Annotated in this window: 16 protein-coding genes; 3 read left to right on the forward strand and 13 right to left on the reverse strand. The window is 72.7% G+C overall.

Annotation, left to right across the window (positions count from 1 at the left end):
* Positions 1-3 precede the first annotated feature (3 nt).
* On the forward strand, positions 4-447 hold the full coding sequence (locus ACFYZ4_RS00965) for a subtilase-type protease inhibitor (protein WP_351301912.1): 444 nt from the start codon (positions 4-6) through the stop codon (positions 445-447).
* 111 nt (positions 448-558) lie between these two features.
* On the opposite strand, the gene ACFYZ4_RS00970 is transcribed toward ACFYZ4_RS00965, so the two are convergent.
* From ACFYZ4_RS00970 to ACFYZ4_RS00980, 3 genes are read right to left on the reverse strand one after another with little or no spacing between them, the layout of a single operon-like run.
* Positions 559-1,413, reverse strand: coding sequence for a GNAT family N-acetyltransferase (locus ACFYZ4_RS00970; protein WP_351301909.1), 855 nt, complete (start codon positions 1,411-1,413; stop codon positions 559-561).
* Complete coding sequence (locus tag ACFYZ4_RS00975; RefSeq protein ID WP_390782606.1) at positions 1,410-2,357, reverse strand: ATP-grasp domain-containing protein; 948 nt, start codon at positions 2,355-2,357, stop codon at positions 1,410-1,412. The genes ACFYZ4_RS00970 and ACFYZ4_RS00975 overlap by 4 nt, the downstream gene beginning before the upstream one ends.
* Positions 2,358-2,399: 42 nt before the next feature.
* Positions 2,400-2,852, reverse strand: coding sequence for a hypothetical protein (locus ACFYZ4_RS00980; RefSeq protein WP_351301903.1), 453 nt, complete (start codon positions 2,850-2,852; stop codon positions 2,400-2,402).
* 207 nt (positions 2,853-3,059) lie between these two features.
* Between ACFYZ4_RS00980 and ACFYZ4_RS00985 the strand changes: the two genes are divergently transcribed.
* Positions 3,060-3,788, forward strand: a complete 729-nt coding sequence (locus tag ACFYZ4_RS00985; protein WP_351301900.1) for a Sir2 family NAD-dependent protein deacetylase — start codon at positions 3,060-3,062, stop codon at positions 3,786-3,788.
* A 17-nt stretch (positions 3,789-3,805) separates the two neighbouring features.
* On the opposite strand, the gene ACFYZ4_RS00990 is transcribed toward ACFYZ4_RS00985, so the two are convergent.
* From ACFYZ4_RS00990 to ACFYZ4_RS01030, 9 genes are all read right to left on the reverse strand, one after another.
* A complete protein-coding gene (locus tag ACFYZ4_RS00990; RefSeq protein WP_390782607.1) occupies positions 3,806-4,288 on the reverse strand; it encodes a VOC family protein in 483 nt (160 codons plus the stop codon).
* A 124-nt stretch (positions 4,289-4,412) separates the two neighbouring features.
* Positions 4,413-7,991 carry a CDP-glycerol glycerophosphotransferase family protein gene (locus ACFYZ4_RS00995; protein ID WP_390782608.1) on the reverse strand — a complete coding sequence of 1,193 codons (3,579 nt, stop codon included), beginning with the start codon at positions 7,989-7,991 and terminating at the stop codon, positions 4,413-4,415.
* A 169-nt stretch (positions 7,992-8,160) separates the two neighbouring features.
* A complete protein-coding gene (locus ACFYZ4_RS01000; RefSeq protein ID WP_351301892.1) occupies positions 8,161-8,535 on the reverse strand; it encodes a hypothetical protein in 375 nt (124 codons plus the stop codon).
* Between the two features lie 106 nt (positions 8,536-8,641).
* Complete coding sequence (locus tag ACFYZ4_RS01005) at positions 8,642-9,088, reverse strand: roadblock/LC7 domain-containing protein (RefSeq protein ID WP_384343174.1); 447 nt, start codon at positions 9,086-9,088, stop codon at positions 8,642-8,644.
* A 71-nt stretch (positions 9,089-9,159) separates the two neighbouring features.
* Positions 9,160-9,957 carry a transcriptional regulator gene (locus tag ACFYZ4_RS01010; protein WP_351301889.1) on the reverse strand — a complete coding sequence of 266 codons (798 nt, stop codon included), beginning with the start codon at positions 9,955-9,957 and terminating at the stop codon, positions 9,160-9,162.
* Positions 9,954-10,349 carry a hypothetical protein gene (locus ACFYZ4_RS01015; protein WP_351301886.1) on the reverse strand — a complete coding sequence of 132 codons (396 nt, stop codon included), beginning with the start codon at positions 10,347-10,349 and terminating at the stop codon, positions 9,954-9,956. The genes ACFYZ4_RS01010 and ACFYZ4_RS01015 overlap by 4 nt, the downstream gene beginning before the upstream one ends.
* Before the next feature lie 160 nt (positions 10,350-10,509).
* A complete protein-coding gene (locus ACFYZ4_RS01020) occupies positions 10,510-10,752 on the reverse strand; it encodes a helix-turn-helix domain-containing protein (protein WP_384343170.1) in 243 nt (80 codons plus the stop codon).
* Between the two features lie 149 nt (positions 10,753-10,901).
* Positions 10,902-11,522: a DUF6461 domain-containing protein gene (locus ACFYZ4_RS01025; protein WP_390782609.1), complete on the reverse strand. Its 621-nt coding sequence runs from the start codon at positions 11,520-11,522 to the stop codon at positions 10,902-10,904.
* Positions 11,523-11,588: 66 nt separating this feature from the next.
* A complete protein-coding gene (locus ACFYZ4_RS01030) occupies positions 11,589-12,152 on the reverse strand; it encodes a TetR/AcrR family transcriptional regulator (RefSeq protein WP_390782610.1) in 564 nt (187 codons plus the stop codon).
* Between the two features lie 142 nt (positions 12,153-12,294).
* On the opposite strand from ACFYZ4_RS01030, the gene ACFYZ4_RS01035 reads away from it, so the two are divergent.
* Positions 12,295-13,629 carry a helix-turn-helix domain-containing protein gene (locus ACFYZ4_RS01035; RefSeq protein ID WP_390782611.1) on the forward strand — a complete coding sequence of 445 codons (1,335 nt, stop codon included), beginning with the start codon at positions 12,295-12,297 and terminating at the stop codon, positions 13,627-13,629.
* On the opposite strand, the gene ACFYZ4_RS01040 is transcribed toward ACFYZ4_RS01035, so the two are convergent.
* Positions 13,547-15,487, reverse strand: coding sequence for an APC family permease (locus ACFYZ4_RS01040; RefSeq protein ID WP_384343162.1), 1,941 nt, complete (start codon positions 15,485-15,487; stop codon positions 13,547-13,549). The genes ACFYZ4_RS01035 and ACFYZ4_RS01040 overlap by 83 nt on opposite strands.
* Between the last annotated feature and the right edge of the window lie 28 nt (positions 15,488-15,515).

Below are 15,515 nucleotides of genomic sequence, written 5' to 3' on the forward strand. Positions count from 1 at the left end.
GAAATGCGGTCCATCGCAAGGGGTCTCGGGCTCGGTTCCGCCGCCATGGCGCTCACCGCGCTCACCGCACTGGCCTGGCCGGGTACGGCCGGAGCCGCGCCGACCGGTACGGAGAGCATGTACGCGCCGTCCGCGCTCGTGCTCGGCGTGACGGCCGGTCAGGACGCCGGAAGCGGCACGGTGCTGCGTGCGGTGACGCTCGTCTGCTCGCCGACGCCGGGCGGGACGCACCCGAACCCGGTCGCCGCGTGCGCCGAGTTACGCGCGAACGGTTCCCGGCTGGACCCGCTCACGGCCCCGGCCGCCGACGCGGTGTGTACGAGGGAGTGGAACCCGATGACGGTCACGGCCGACGGGGTGTGGCAGGGCCGCCGGCTCAACTACACGTACACCTTCGCCAATCCGTGCGGCTTCCGGAACACCACGGGCGTGCTGTTCGACTTCTGATCCCGCTCCTGATCCCGCACGCCACGACGGGCCGGGCGGCGCCGTGCGACCGCCGTCCGGCCCCAGGGGTCGTGCGCAGCCCACGGGTGACGCAACCAACCACCCTTTCCCTCAGCCCAGTTCGAGGCTGGTCACCCCGAACAGCTCGGTCAGTGCGAGGTCCGGGGCCGGGCCGGTGTACATCCGGGCGGTCTCGAAGACCTCGACCAGGCCCAGGCCCGCGAGCAGTGCCGTGGCCCGCGGGTTGGCGTCCGGCACGTCCACGGAGACCAGACCACCGGGCGCGTGCTCGGCTAGCCGCCCCAGCAGGGCGGCCGCCACCGCCGGATCGGCCGCGTACAGCGGTCCGATCCGGTGGGCCGCGCTGCACGGGCGGATCACGCCGAGGCCCTCGATCCGGCCGTCGCGGACGGCGGCGAGTGCCGTCCGGCCGGGCAGCCCGGTCCAGGCCGACAGGAAGGCGGGGCGCGGTTCGGGGAAGAACCGCCGGTCGTAGGCGGCGAGCAGGCCGAAGGGCAGCGAGGCCGCGTCGACGATCGTGATCCCGGCCCCGCCGTCGCCGTCGTCGGCCCCCTCGGGGACACCCTCGTAGCGGGCGTTGTTCCAGGCGTGACGGAAGCCGGACTTGCGGTAGTTGTCCTGCTGGGCGACGACTCCGTCCAGTCCGACGAGCCGGCCCTCGAGGCGCTCCATCCCGGCGTCCCACAGCCGGATGCCGTAGCCCCGGCCGCGGAAGGCGGGGCGGGCGATGTAGAGGCCGATGAAGCCGAAGCCGGCCCCGTACCGGACGGCGGAGATGCAGGCCACCGGTTCGCCGTCGAGCCGGCCGAGGAGGAAGCCCTCCGGGTCGGCGACCGCGAAGGCGAACCGGTCCGAGTCCCCCGGGTTCCAGCCCTCCTCGTCGGCCCAGCCGCGCATCAGTTCCATGTCGGCGGCGCTCGCGCCGGTGATCTCGAATCCCGTCATGCCGGTGTTGTACCAGATGCGGCCGGTGTGCGCAGGAGTGCCTGATCGGTCGTCAAAAGCCGTACGAATGCGGCCTGATCGGCCTCCCGGTGGAGGTCGCTGACCTGCCCGTCGCCCACTTCGACGACCCGCCAGACCCCGTCCGCGCGCAGCGCGAGATCGGTGGTCACGAAGGGGCAGTCCAGCGCCCCGACGGCCGCCCGGACCGGTTCGAGGTCCGGCTCGGGGAGCTCCGGGACCTCGGCGACCGGGCTGTCGGGGTGGGCGGTGACCAGCCGGGGGACCCCGTCCCGCCACCAGACCCGTATCTCCGCGGCCGCCGCCGGCGGCGCGACGAAGGTCTCGAAGGCCCTCAGCACCACCCCGCCCGCGAGGAACTCGTCCTGGAGCGCGACGAAGCGTGCGACCACGCGGTGCAATGCGGCCGGGTCGGCGAGGTCGGGCACGTAACAGGCTTCGTCCCACTCGTGCTTGCGGGACTTCACGTAGTCCTTGACGACGGCGGCGCCCGGCGGCAGGCCCGAGGCGAGGGCCGCGAGCCGCTGCCGGTCCGGGACCTCCCCGGGGGCGGTCGGCAGCCAGCCGCTGACGGGGGTGAGGCCGGCGAAGGTCTCGTACCAGCCGGGGAGTTCATGCGCCCGGCGGTACGCCTCGGGGGTGACGACGAGTTCGGCGCCGCGCCGGCGCAGGGCCGCGTCCAGTGCGGCGTACCGCTCCGCGGGGACCATCCAGCCCCGGTACCAGACGGCTCCCGCCCCCTCGGGCACCCGCGCCACCGCCCGCTCGGCGTCCCCGGCGAGCAGCGCGTCGTGGTCGACGAGCAGGGCCGTGCCGCCGACGGCGCGCAGCTGCCGGGCCTCCGCCGCGAAGTGGGCGTCGGCCCGGCGCTCGTTCATCGGGTCGCAGCAGTGGAGGACGGTGGTGGTCGCGGTCGTCGTCGGCATGCGCCCACCCTACGGAAGGCCCCGCGGCTCACCGTACGGATGTCAGCCCGCGCAGATGACGTCGTCGAGCCGGATGGGCTTGGAGTCGAGGCGGACGTACGCGGTGAAGGTATCGGTGACCCCGCCGGCCCACTGGGTGGTGACGGTGGCCCAGCCGACCCCGGCCGCCTGGGCCACGGTGACCGGGCCGATGCCGATGTTCTGCGGTGCGTTCTGGGAGCACAGCAGGACGTCGGAGTCCGTACTCACCTGCTGTCTGTCCTTGAGGGTCTGCGAGACGCCGGCTTCCCGGTCGTGCGGGGAGGGGCCGTGCTGGCCGTAGAAGGTGGCGAGGAAGCGGCTGATCTGATCGGCGGTGTGCCCCTCCGCGATCGCGACGGGCGCGACGGGCGCGACGTGCGCGGCTGGCGCTGCGTGGGCGGGGACGGACGGCAGTGCCGGCAGCGCGAGCAGGGTCACCAGCAGGGCGCCAAGGCTGTGCGGCTTGAGCATCATGTCCGGTTTTGTACCCGGCTGGCCGCTGTACGGGGAGGGAGCCGCGCGGATCTCACTCCTGTGGGGGGCGGGATTCACCGCAGAAACGACCCTCCGGCCTGGCGGCGGCCCGCTCGCGGCCGGGGCTCGGTCGGGGATCGGTCGGGGCGCGGCCGGGGCCCGGTAATGCGGTCGCGAGCGCGCGGTCCCGGTACGTAGGGTCGGTGCATGGGGAAGCCGCTTGTCGCAGTGTTCAGCGGGGCCGGGATGTCCACCGACTCCGGAATTCCGGACTACCGGGGGCCACAGGGCCTGTGGCGCCGGGAGCCGGACGCCGAGAAGCTCGTGACCTACGAGTACTACATGGCCGATCCGGAGATCCGGCGCCGGTCCTGGCTGATGCGGGCCGAGCTCGCCGCCCTCGGAGCACGGCCGAACGCCGCGCACCTGGCCGTGGCCGAACTCGAACGCGGCGGCACCCCGGTCCGGGTCATCACCCAGAACGTGGACGGGCTGCACCAGCTCGCCGGGATGCCCGCGCGCAAGGTGTTCGAGCTGCACGGCACCGCCCGGTCGGTGGTGTGCACGGACTGTCACGCCCGCTCGGGCATGGACGAGGCGCTGGCCCGGGTCGCCGCCGGGGAACCGGACCCCGCCTGCCCGGCGTGCGGCGGGATCCTGAAAGCGGCGACCGTGATGTTCGGGCAGCGGCTCGACCCCGTGGTGCTGGGGCAGGCCATGGCCGTGGCCAAGGGGTGCCAGGTCTTCATCGCCGTCGGGTCCACCCTCCAGGTGCAGCCGGCCGCGTCACTGGCCGGGATGGCCGCCGAGGCCGGAGCCCGGCTGATCATCGTGAACGCCGAGGAGACCCCGTACGACTCCCTGGCCGACGAGGTCGTCCGCGAGCCGATCGGCACCGCCCTGCCCGCGCTGCTGGCCCGGATCGCGGCGCCCTGATCCACGCCGTCGCGGTGCTACGCCGCGTCGGCCGCCCGGCGCATTTCCGCCACGTCCAGCTTCTTCATCTTCATCATCGCGGCGGTGGCCCGGGCGGCCCGCTTCGGGTCCGGGTCGCTGACCAGCTCGATGGCACCCGGCGGGACGACCTGCCAGGACACCCCGAACCTGTCCTTGACCCAGCCGCAGGCGGACTCCTGGCCGCCGTCCTTGGTGAGTGTGTCGTAGTAGTAGTCGGCCTCGGACTCGTCGGCGCAGTCGATCATGAAGGAGATCGCCTCGGTGAAGGGGAACTGCGGTCCGCCGTTGAGACCGACGAACTTCTGCCCGTTGATCTCGAACTCGACGGTCATCACCGAACCCTCGACCCCGGGGTTCGCCTCCGTGTAGCGGGCGATCCGGCCGAGCCTGCCGTCCTTGAACACGGACAGGTAGTACTCGGCGGCCGCTTCCGCATCGCCGTCGAACCACAGACACGTGGTGAAACCGTTGCCGCTCATCTCTGCCTCCAGGCCGGTGTGTGGACGGTGGATACCGTCCTCACATACAGACCGGCCCCGGGCCCGAAATTCATCGGTGGGCCCGGGGCCGGTCTGCGTTCAGCCGGGAATTCGCCCGTACGGCCTACTTCGCGGGCGCCGCACCCATGGCGAGCATGCGGTCGACGACGCGCTCGGCGGCGTTGCCCTCGTCCAGGTCGCAGAACTCCTCGCGGAACGCCGCCCGCGCGTCGGCGTACTGCGCCCCGACCTCGTCGGCGTTGCGCACGGCCTCGATCAGGCTCGCCGAGTCCGCCAGCAGCGGGCCGGGCGCCTTCTCCTCCAGGTCGAAGTTGAAGCCGCGCAGCGTGCCGCGGTAGTGCGCCAGGTCGTACGTGAAGAGCAGGATCGGCTTGTCGGTGTGCGCGAAGTCGAAGATCGCGGAGGAGTAGTCCGAGATCAGGACATCGGCGACCAGCAGCAGATCGGTGGCATCGGGCCAGCGGGACACGTCGACGACGAAACCGTCGCGGACGCCCTCGCGGACCTGCTCGGTCACGTGGTGGTGGCCGCGGACCAGCAGCACGTGGTCCTCGCCCAGCTCACGACGGGCCTGCTCCAGGTCGATCCGCAGGTCGAGCTTGTAGCCGCCCGACCAGCCCTCGCAGTTCTCCCGCCACGTCGGCATGTAGAGGACGACCTTCTTGCCCTCGGGCAGGCCGAGCCGCCGCCGGACCTCCGCGATCCGCTCGGCGTCGGGCCGTACGAGTGCGTCCGTACGCGGGCTGCCGGCCTCGATGACCTCGCCGTCGAAGCCGAGGGCGCGCTTGAGGATCGGGGTGGCGTAGGAGCTCGGGGAAGCCAGCAGGGACCACTGGGCACTGTCGTGCTCCAGCCCCTCCAGGATCTCCGGGCTCGTGTAGTAGTCGTGCACGAAGTCGTGCCCGATCTGCTTGATCGGCGTGCCGTGCCAGGTCTGTACGACGACCTGGCCGGCGCGGCGCTGGAAGAGCTGCGGCACGTTGTCGTTGGTCACGACGTAGCGGGCGCGGGCCAGCACCTCCCACCACTCCACGCTGCCGTACTGCACGGCGCGGGCGGTGGACGGCACCTCGGCGCGGCCGTCACGGACCAGCCAGATGTGCTCCAGCTTCTCGCCGCGGCGCACGAGCTCCTCGTGGATGGCGCGCGGCGAGTCGCCGGCGCCGTGCCCCTGGAAGGTGTCGTAGACCACGATGTCCTTGACCGGCAGGGCGCGCTGCGCCGGGTAGGTCTCGAACCGGGCGACGCGCTGGGCGAAGTGCGAGCGGTCGTGCGGGCTCAGCAGCGGGTCGGCCACCAGCACCATGCGGTCGTGGAAGCGGGTCTCGATCCGCATCCGGCGGCCCTGCGTGCTGAAGGGGTGCGGGCCGGCGAAGAGCAGGCCCGGCCCCATCTGCACGGGGGCGCCGCGGTCGACGCCGAGCAGGCCCGCGGTGGTTCCGCCCTGGGCGGCCGGGCGCAGCGTGGGCCACCAGCGGCCCTCGGGGATCGTGGTCCGGCCGGCGTACGCCTCGGCGAGCACGGGCTGGAAGGTGGTCGCGAAGGCGTCCCCGTCACGGGTGACCGGGTAGCTGAACTCCACGCCGTGCGCGTTGTGCAGCACGAGCTCGTACGGCTCGTCGGCGGGCGCCACGAACCGGCCCCGCAGGGTCACGGTGCCGTCCTCGGCCGTGACCTCGTCGACGAGCGGCGGGGAGGGCTGCACGGAGAGGGTCAGGTGTCCGGTGTTGCCGCGCTTGGCGAACAGGGAGCGGTCGCCGGCCTCCCCGGGCAGGGGCAGGACCAGGCCGTTGAAGCCGCCGCGCTCGTCGTGGACCAGGCGGTGCTCGGTGCCGTCGGCGCCGAGCACGGAGAGGCTCCACGGCTCGGGGGCCCACTCGCCGGGCTCGACCTCGGCGTCCGCCACGGCGGCCAGCTCGGCCAGCGGGACGCGCGCGGTGAACGGGACGCGGCCGGAGCGGGCCGCGGCGGTCTCCAGCGGGAAGCTGAGGACGGCACCGGTGGTGACGTGGACGGCCCGCAGTGCGGACGCGGCGCCGGCCTCGGCGGAGAGCTCGCCGGTGATCTCGACGGCGTCGTCACCGGCGGGGTGGACGTCCAGGGCGCGGGCGCGGGCGATCTCCACCTGGAGGGTGAGGGCGCCGGAGACGGCCGGGACGATCCGGACGTCGGGGGCCACCCAGTACGGGGGCGGGTTCTGGCCCGTGTCGTGCTCGCCGCCGCGCAGGCGGGCGCGGTGCAGGCCGCCGGCTCCGGTGACGGCGATGGACGTGGTCCATATTCCCTCGCGCCACTTGCCGCCCGACTGGAAGATCGAGGGGTCGACGGCGGCGGTGAAGCCGGCCCAGTCGGCGTGCCGCAGGGCGAGGTGCGGGGACTTCACGGTGGCCATCGGGGAGGCGACCGTACGGGTGCTGACGACGGAGCGGCGGCGCTTGCCCCCCTCTCGGAAGACCAGCATCTTGCGCGAGCCGAGGCGGCTCTCCGCGCCGAGGTGGCCGGGGAGGGCGTAGCCGCGCAGCAGCAGCTTGCCGTCGGCCCAGGCCGCCTGCTCCAGGCGGCTGACGACCCGGCGCTCGCGCGGGCCGAGGGTGAGGACCTTGGCGGGGACCGGCGGGCGGCCCTGCAGGAAGGGGTAGTCGGCCTGCGGGCGGGCGAGGCCCTTGACCGGCACGCTGTAGTGGTAGTCGCGCTGGTGGTGCAGGAGCGCGATGAAGTCCTCTACGCGGCCCTCGCCGGCAAGGTAGGCCTTGAGGCGGTCGGCGACGGTCAGGTCGGGCCAGGGGCCGGTGCCGATCTCGCGGACGAGGCCGCCGACCTCCTTGACGAAGGCGGCGCGGAAGTCGGCGCCGCCCTCGGCGACGTACTTGTAGATGAGCGGGAGTTCCTCGCTCAGCACGTTGTAGTCGTAGTCGCGCAGGTAACGGACGTACTTGGCGCCCTGCTTGGCCTTGAGGGACTCGCGGACCAGGCGGACGGACTTCACGCGGTCGATCAGGGAGATCGGGTCGGTGGAGCGCTGGGTGATGGAGCGCTCGCCGGTCTCGCGGACGCGCCAGTGGTAGACGCAGTCGCTGATGATGTCGACGCTGGACGCGAAGTAGTGCGCGGGGATGCTGACCGGGGCGTCCTCGTAGAGGATGCCCTCCGGGTACTGGAAGCCGTGCTCGTCCCAGAAGGTGCGCCGGTAGACCTTGTTCCACGCGGTGCGGTCGGTGACCAGCGCCGGGAACTTGGAGATGTGGGTCTTCAGCTGGGTCTTGGCGAAGGCGGCCCGGTGGCCCCACGACTGGTTCATGCCGACCGAGCGGAAGCGCTTGACGTTGCCGCCGGCGAAGTCGGAGCCCGTCTTGTCGAGGGCGTCGATCATGCGCTGGTAGGCGTAGTCCGGCATGGTGTCGTCGCTGTCGACGAAGGCCAGATACTCGCTGTCCGGGTGGACGTGGCGGGCGCCGGCGTTGCGTGCGGCGCCGAGTCCGGCGTTCTCCTGCATCACGACGCGGAAGCGCTTGTCCCGGGCCGCGAAGGCCTTGGCTATGACGGCGCTGGTGTCCGTGGACCCGTCGTCCACGAGGATGGCCTCGAAGTCGCCGAAGGTCTGAGCGGCGATGGATTCCAGGCACTCGTCGAGGTAGAGCTCGACGTTGTAGACGGGGACGACGATGCTCAGGCGCGGGGGCATGGGTGGCGGGTTCTCCAGCGTTTGGTGCTTTATCGATGATCAGCTGCTCACAGCATCCTACTAGGTGGCAGAATCATGAACTCCTCCCTTATCGGGCATACCACAGCTGATCGCCGGGGCGGACGGCAAAGATTTAAGCCGCCCGCCACCTCGACGTAGCGGACCCGGGTCAGACCTCGAGGTCGGCCTCGATCGCCTTCAGCTGGTGGCGGGCCATCGCGAGGTTGGCCCGGCCCTTGTCGAGGGCGAGGTAGAGGAAGAAGCCCGAGGTGCCCCGGCCCTTCAGCAGACGGATCAGGTGGTACTGGCTGCCCAGGGTGATGAGGATGTCCTCGATCTCGTCCTTGAGGCCGAGCATCTCCATCGTGCGGACCTTGGCGCGGACCACGTCCGTGTTGCCGGCGGCGGCGACCGTGAGGTCGAGGTCCTTTCCGCCGCCGACGGTCCCGAGGGCCATGCCGCTGCCGTAGTCGACCAGGGCGGCGCCGAGTGCGCCTTCGATGGTGGTGGTGGCTGCCTTGAGTGTGGTCTCGACGTTTGCCATGAGGGGTTCCTCTTTCTTCTTTCGTTGTGTCGTTCGTTGCGTCGTTTGTTGCGTTGTCCGCCGTGGCGGTGCGGTTCCGGTTCGGTCCGGTGGCGCCGTACGGGGGTCAGGTGGGCAGGGCGGGCGGCAGCGGGGGCAGGGGCGGGACGCCGGAGCCGCGCCGCCCGAGGGTGTGGTCGATCAGCTCGGCGATCCGGAGGCTGGAGCGGCGTGCCTCCAGGTGGAGGCGCCCGACGTTGACGCGGGGCTCCGCGGTCAGGGTGAGGACGGCCGCCATGCCCGCCGCGTAGGTGGCCACGTATCCGTCCTCGCCCCGCACCAGCAGTTCGCGGAACGCGCCCTGCCCGGTGCAGTCGCTCAGCCGCTGGGCCACCCCGAGGGCGGCCGCGGTCAGGGCCGCGACGGATTCGACCTCGGCGGCGGCGCTGTCGTGGGCGAGGACGAGGCCGTCGGCGCTCGCGGCGAGCGCACCGGTGAGCTGGGGTACCCGGGCCCGCAGCCTGCGGAGCTCGGCGAGTATCTCGGCCTCCGCCTCGGGGGGCACCGTACTCATGTCGGCCTTTCTCCTTTCGGGCTGCCTTCGCTCGGAGCGGTCGGCGCGCAGGGCCGGTCGCAGCGGGAGCCTCACAGGCTTGCCTCCAGTGCGTCGCGTAACCGGCGGAGCAGCGCCACGTCCGGGGATTGGGCCTGGGTCATCCAGTCGGGCAGGGGTACCGCGACCGGCGGCGGAGCCGGGGTGTGCGGTGTTTCGACCAGTCCGGCCGCCGCGAGGCGCCGTACGTCGAGCAGCGTGTGGAAGGCGGGCCGGCCCAGCACCCACGCGAGGTCCGCCGGGGTGCGCACCCCGTCGGCCGCGCGCAGCAGGATCCGCTGCCGGGCGCTGACCGTCTGGCCGGGCGCGGCCGCCCGGGGCACCACGGGGGCGGTGTCGAGCAGCGGGTAGGGCCAGACCGCGTCGAGCAGTTCCCGGCGGCGGCGCGTCTCGCGCTCGACGGCGGCGGCCGGCACGGAGCGGACCGAGCCGATCCAGTGGGTGGCGCCGCGGCGGAACCGCGAGGGCCCGGTGCCGGGGGACAGTGCGAAGAACGCGGCGTCGAAGATGGCGGCGAGGTGGCAGATCTCCAGCTCCCCGCCGGCGAGCCCGCCGCTGTCCACGAGGAAGCGGGCGACCTGGCGGCGGGCGCCGGCCCGGTCGACCGCCTCGCGCCAGCGCTCGGGGGCGAGGCCGCCGCCGGTGGTGAGCAGGACGTCGAGGCCGGGGGTGGCCGGACTCTCCGCGTGCACGATGCGGCCGTCCTCCAGGAAGAGGGTGCCGCGGTCGCGGAGCAGGGCGCCGGTGGCGCGTTCCGCGGCGAGCCGGGTGAGGAGCGGGGAGACGGCGGCGAAGGCGTTCGCGGCCGGGGCCGGGGCCGGCGTGGTCATCTGAGCACCAGCCCTTCGGCCAGGGCCCTGAGTCTGTGGCGGGCCATCGCGAGGTTGCCCTCGGTCCGGTCGAGCCACAGGTGCAGGAAAACGCTGCTGTCGAAGCTCGTGTCGACGAAGCGCAGGACGTGGTAGCCGGTGCGGGTCGTGACGATCAGGTCCTCGACGGGCGGTCCCGCCGTGTCATCGCCCGGCGCCGTCGAGGCGAAGGACTCGTACTCGGCGGCCGCCCGGGCCAGCTCGGCGGTCTCGGCGGCGGTGGTCTCGTGGTCGCCCACGGGCGACTCCCCGGCGGTGCCGAGGGCCAGTCCGCTGCTCCAGTCGACCAGCGCGGCCCCCCGCGCACCAGGCAGGGCCATGGCTTCGAGCAGGCATTCGTCGATCCCGGGCACGCGGGCTCCCCTCCCGGCCGGACGTGCTGTTTGCACGGTCGTACGGCGCGACAGGAGGGAACTTACTCAACTTCCACAGTACGAAAGGGCGTTCTGGCATTTTCCGCTGGAACATGCCATGAAGCGCGTGAGAGCTTGGCCGGAACGCGTCGATATTTGATCACGAAGCGAGCGGGAGATCGTCCGCGAGGCGAAAAGAGCCTCCCTCGCGCTGGACGTAGCCCTCGTGGCTGAGGGTGCGGAGCAGGTGGTAGACGGTCGGCAGGGGGATCCCGGTGACCCGCGCCAGCCGTTTGGCCGTCGCCCCGCCTTCGGCGTACATCGCTTCCACGAGGCGCAGTGCGCGCTGCACGGAACCGATCAGGGTGGGTGCGCTGTCCTTGTGCGTGTGGTCGGTACTCATGATGAGTCCCCCTACTCGGTACGAGGCCTGGCAAACCCATCAAAGTCGGTCACCGGCCGCAAAACCAGCTGACTCGCGTAAACCTGAGCATAAGATCACCGGATACCTCCCGGTCGGTACCGGTTCGGCCCGGTAGCCGTCCGGTCCCGCTACCGCGTGCACGTCACGTACGCCGGGAGCGGGGTGTCCTCGATCAGGCGGCGCGGCAGCGACAGCCCGAAGCGGTGTTCCAGGACGGCGAGGGTGTGGCGGTCGCGCACCTCGTACGGTTCCTCGTCGGGGCGGACGCACGCGCCGTCCGGGGCGAGTATCTTGGCCGCGATCAGCTCCGGAAGCAGGAAGTCCGGCTGATGGCCGCCGCGCCAGCATTCCTCGCCGAGGCCGAAGCAGCACACCAGCTCGCCGTTGCGGGCGTACGCGAACTGCTTGGGCGGGTGGTCGGGCTGCGGATCGAGGTGGACGGCCTCGACGCCGCCGCGGGAGACCTCGGCGAGCCGTTCCGCGCCGGCCGGCAGGCCGTGCTCCACGGCGAACGACCAGTCGCCCCACCGGCCGACACGGGCCACGCCGTCCCCGTCGACCGTCTCCGTGACCATGCTCCAGGCGGCCGGCGCGCCCAGCGGCCCGGGCCGGACCCCCGGGAGCGCGCCGAGCCGCGCGGCGAGTTCGTCGGGGCCGATGCCCCGGGCGAAGGTCAGGCCGACGAACCACCCGTCCCAGTCGGCCAGCCACTGGATTCCGCCGGCCGCGCCGGCTCCGCCCTCGGCCATGTGCGCCATCCCTGGACTCCCCACGGTCTCCCCCGCGATGCCGGTGCTCCCTCACCGGCACGATAGTCAGTCCGCGGGCCGCTGCGGGAGGAGGCGCTCGACCAACGTCTCGATGAGCCCCTCCACCGGGTGGGCCTCCAGCATCGCCGGCGCGGTCAGGTCGTCCACGATCAGGCCCAGCATGGCGAGGTACAGCAGGACCACGCCCTGCCGGTCCCCGGGCAGGCCCGCCTCCAGGTGCCAGGCGATGTTCGCCTCCAGCTCCTCGCCCTGGAACCCGGCCAGTTCCGCCTGGAGTTCGGGGCGCCGGGTGCCCTCCAGCCGCAGCTCCAGCATCGCGATGTGCACGCTGCGCTCGCGTCGCATCCGCTCCAGCAGCAGGGTCAGCAGCACCTTGGTGTCCAGCGGGCCGGCCAGGTCCGCCAGCTCCGGCGTCAGCCGTTCCCGGGTCCGGTGCAGGATCTGCACGAGCAACTGGGCCCGGTTGGCGAAGTAGTTCGAGGCGGTGCCCGTGGGCACCCCGGCCTCGGCGTCCACCGCGCGCAGCGTCAGGCCGCGCGAGCCCTCGCGCGCCAGGACTTCGATGGCGGCGTCGAGCAGCGCGGCGCGGCGCTGCGGATTCTGGCGCATGGGCGGTCCCTGGGGGTGGGTGCGGCACACCGCGTGAGGCACATCCGGTGATCACTGCAAGTGCAGTGATTCGCACACGGTAGCGGATGTGCCGTCTCCGGGCCCTCCCCACCGTCCCCTCCCCCGTGTCAGGCTGCCCGTCATGGAGCGGATCATCGAGGAGATACGCGAGGACCTGTCCCGCCGGCTCGCCGTCGCGGCGGACCGGCTCGCCGACCGGACGCTGACCGAGGATCCCGCCTACGCCGCCCTGCTCGGCCGGGCCGAGCTGCGCGAGCGGATCCACCACCACCTCCGCCAGGCCGTCGAGGGCCTGGTCCGCAGCTCGCGGGGGCTGCCCGTCGAGCTCGCCGACGCTCGGGCGACGGGCGCGCTGCGGGCCGAACAGGGGCTGCCGCTCGCCTCTCTGCTGCGCACCTACCGCCGCGGCGGCCGGCTGCTCTGGCAGACCCTCACCGAGGCCGTGGCCGCGCACGACCGGACGGCGCTGCCCCGGCTGCTGCCCGGTGCGCCCGCGTTATGGGACGTCCTGGACCAGCTGACGGACGCCCTCACCGAGTCGTACCACCGCACCGAGGCCGTGCGCGCCGACCGCGAAAAGGAGCGCCGGGCGGCCCTGCTGGACGTCCTGCTCGACGGGCCGGCGGCCGACGGGGGGCCGACGGCCGCGGAGGCCGCGGCGCGGCTGGGCCTGCCGGAGCGCGGCCGCTTCGCGGTGGTCGTGGTGGGATCCGGCGGCGAGGGCCTGTCCGCCGGCCCGGCCGCCGCCAAGGCCGGAGCCACCGCTCCGCGCGTGCTGTGGCGGATCCGCGGCGACGGGGAGATCGGCCTGGTTGAGCTGGGCCACCATCCGCTGGAGTCCGTACGGGAGCTGCTCGCGCCGCTCGGGCTGCGCGCCGGGGTCAGCCCGGTCGTCGCGGCGGCGGCCGAGCTGGCCGGGGCGCACCGGCTGGCGGCCCTGGCGCTGCGCACGGCTCCCGAATCCGGCGGTCCGCGCACGGCGCTGCTGGACGAACGGCTGCCGGCGGCGCTGGTCGCCGGCCAGGCCGAACTCGCGGGCCGGCTGCGGCAGGTGGTGCTGGGACCGGTGCTCGCCCTGCCCGCCGAGGACCGGCGGACCCTGCTGACCACCCTCGGGACCTGGCTCGCCTGTCAGGGCTCGACCACGTACGCCGCGCAGCGGCTGTACTGCCACCGCAACACCGTCTCCAACCGGCTGCGCCGCCTGGAGCAGCTCACCGGCCGCTCCCTCACCGACCCGCGGCACGTGGTGGAACTGGCGCTGGCGCACGCGGCGGTGGTCCAGCACGCCGCGGCCCCGCACACGGCGGGCACGCACGCGGCCGGCCGGCCCTCCGCGGGCCGGCAAGGGGCCGGAGAGGCGCCTACCCCTCCTATCCCTCCTGCCCAGCGGGCCGGGCGGACTTCGCCGACTCCAGCAGGTACGGGACGTCGATCACCGCGACGCCCGGCGTGAACAGCAGCCGTGCCTTCAGCCGCAGGGCGTTCTGGTTGTGCAGCGGCTGTTCCCACCAGTGCCCGACGACGTACTCCGGGATCACCACCGACAGCACGTCCGTGGCGGCTTCCGCGGCGAGTTCCTCGATGTGGGCCATGATCGGGCCCACCACCTCGCGGTAGGGCGAGTGCAGGATCTTCAGGGGGAGCCCCGGATCGTGCGCGGCCCAGGCCTCACGCAGCCGGGCCGCCTCCCCCTCGTCCGCGGCCACGGTGACCGCCGTCAGGGTGTCGGGGCGCAGCCCCTGCGCGTAGCCGATGGCCTTGAGCGTCGGGGCCTGCACGGCGGCGACCAGCACGAGGACGTGGTGGCGGGCCGGCTTGCGCGGTTTGGCGTGGGGGGCCACGGCGACCTGCCGGGCGACCTGGTCGTAGTGGCGGCGTACGCCCTTCATGCCGAGGAAGAGCAGCGGCATGGCGATGACGACGAGCCAGGCCCCGTGCGTGAACTTGGTGAGCAGGACGATGACCAGGACCAGCGCGGTCATGGAGGCGCCGACCGCGTTGATGGCGCGCCTGCGGTGGATGTGGACGCGCTCCTCGCGCGGGGTGGCGGGTGAGGCGAGCTCCTTGCCCCAGTGCCGGACCATGCCGGACTGGGAGAGGGTGAAGGAGACGAAGACGCCGATGATGTAGAGCTGGATGAGGCGGGTCAGCTGGGCGTCGAAGGCGACGATGAGGGCGATCGCGGCGAGGGCGAGGAGTACGACGCCGTTGGAGTAGACGAGCCGGTCGCCGCGATTGGAGAGCTGGCGGGGTGCGTACCGGTCTCTGGCCAGGATCGAGGCGAGCATCGGGAAGCCGTTGAAGGCGGTGTTCGCCGCGAGGATCAGGACGCCGGCGGTGACCGCCTGGAGCAGGTAGAAGAGGAAGTGCCAGCTGCCGAAGGTGGCGCGGCCGATCTGGGCGAGGGCGGTGGAGGTGTCGGTGCCGGGCGGCAGGCCCAGTTCGGTGGGGTCGGCCGCGACGTGTACCTGGTACGACATGGCCAGGGCCGTGATGCCCATGAACATCGTGGCCGAGAGCGCGCCCATCGCGGCGAGCGTGGTCGCCGCGTTCCTGGCCTTGGGCTTGCGGAAGGCGGGTACGCCGTTGCTGATCGCCTCGACGCCGGTGAGGGCGGTGCAGCCGGAGGCGAAGGCGCGCATCGCGAGGAAGACCAGGGCGATTCCGGTGTAGGTGCCTTCCGCGATGATCGGCAGGTCGGCGGATTCGGCGCGGATGGTCTCGCCGGTCCCGAGGCGTACGGCGGCGACGGCGAACATCAGGTAGATGACGAGGACGAAACCGTAGGTGGGGATGGCGAACACCCGGCCCGACTCCCGTACGCCGCGCAGGTTCATCAGGGTGAGCAGCACCACGAAGGCGACCGACAGGGCCACTTCGTGGTCGTCCAGCGAGGGAATGGCGGAGGTGATGGCGGAGACGCCGGAGACGACCGAGACCGCGACGGTCATCACGTAGTCGACGAGCAGGGCGCTCGCGGCGGTGAGCGCGGCGGTCTGGCCGAGGTTCTCCGCGCTGACGACGTACGCGCCGCCCCCGCCGGGATAGGCGTGGCAGGTCTGCCGGTAGGAGGCGACGACCACCACGAGCAGGAAGACGATGGCGGCGGCCGCGTACCAGGTGAGGTGGAGCAGTGCGACGCCGCCGAGGGCCAGGATCAGCAGGATCTCCTCGGTGGCGTAGGCGACGGAGGAGAGCGGGTCGCTGCAGAAGATCGGCAGGGCGAGCCGTTTGGGCAGCAGGGTCTCGCCCAGGCGCGTGGTGTCGAGCGGTTCACCGACCAGCACGCGTTTCGCATTGATTCGCCTCATTCGGGCATGATCGTCGATTCTTTTCGCC

The organism is Streptomyces sp. NPDC001513 (assembly GCF_042894695.1).
In the GTDB taxonomy this organism is placed as follows: domain Bacteria; phylum Actinomycetota; class Actinomycetes; order Streptomycetales; family Streptomycetaceae; genus Streptomyces.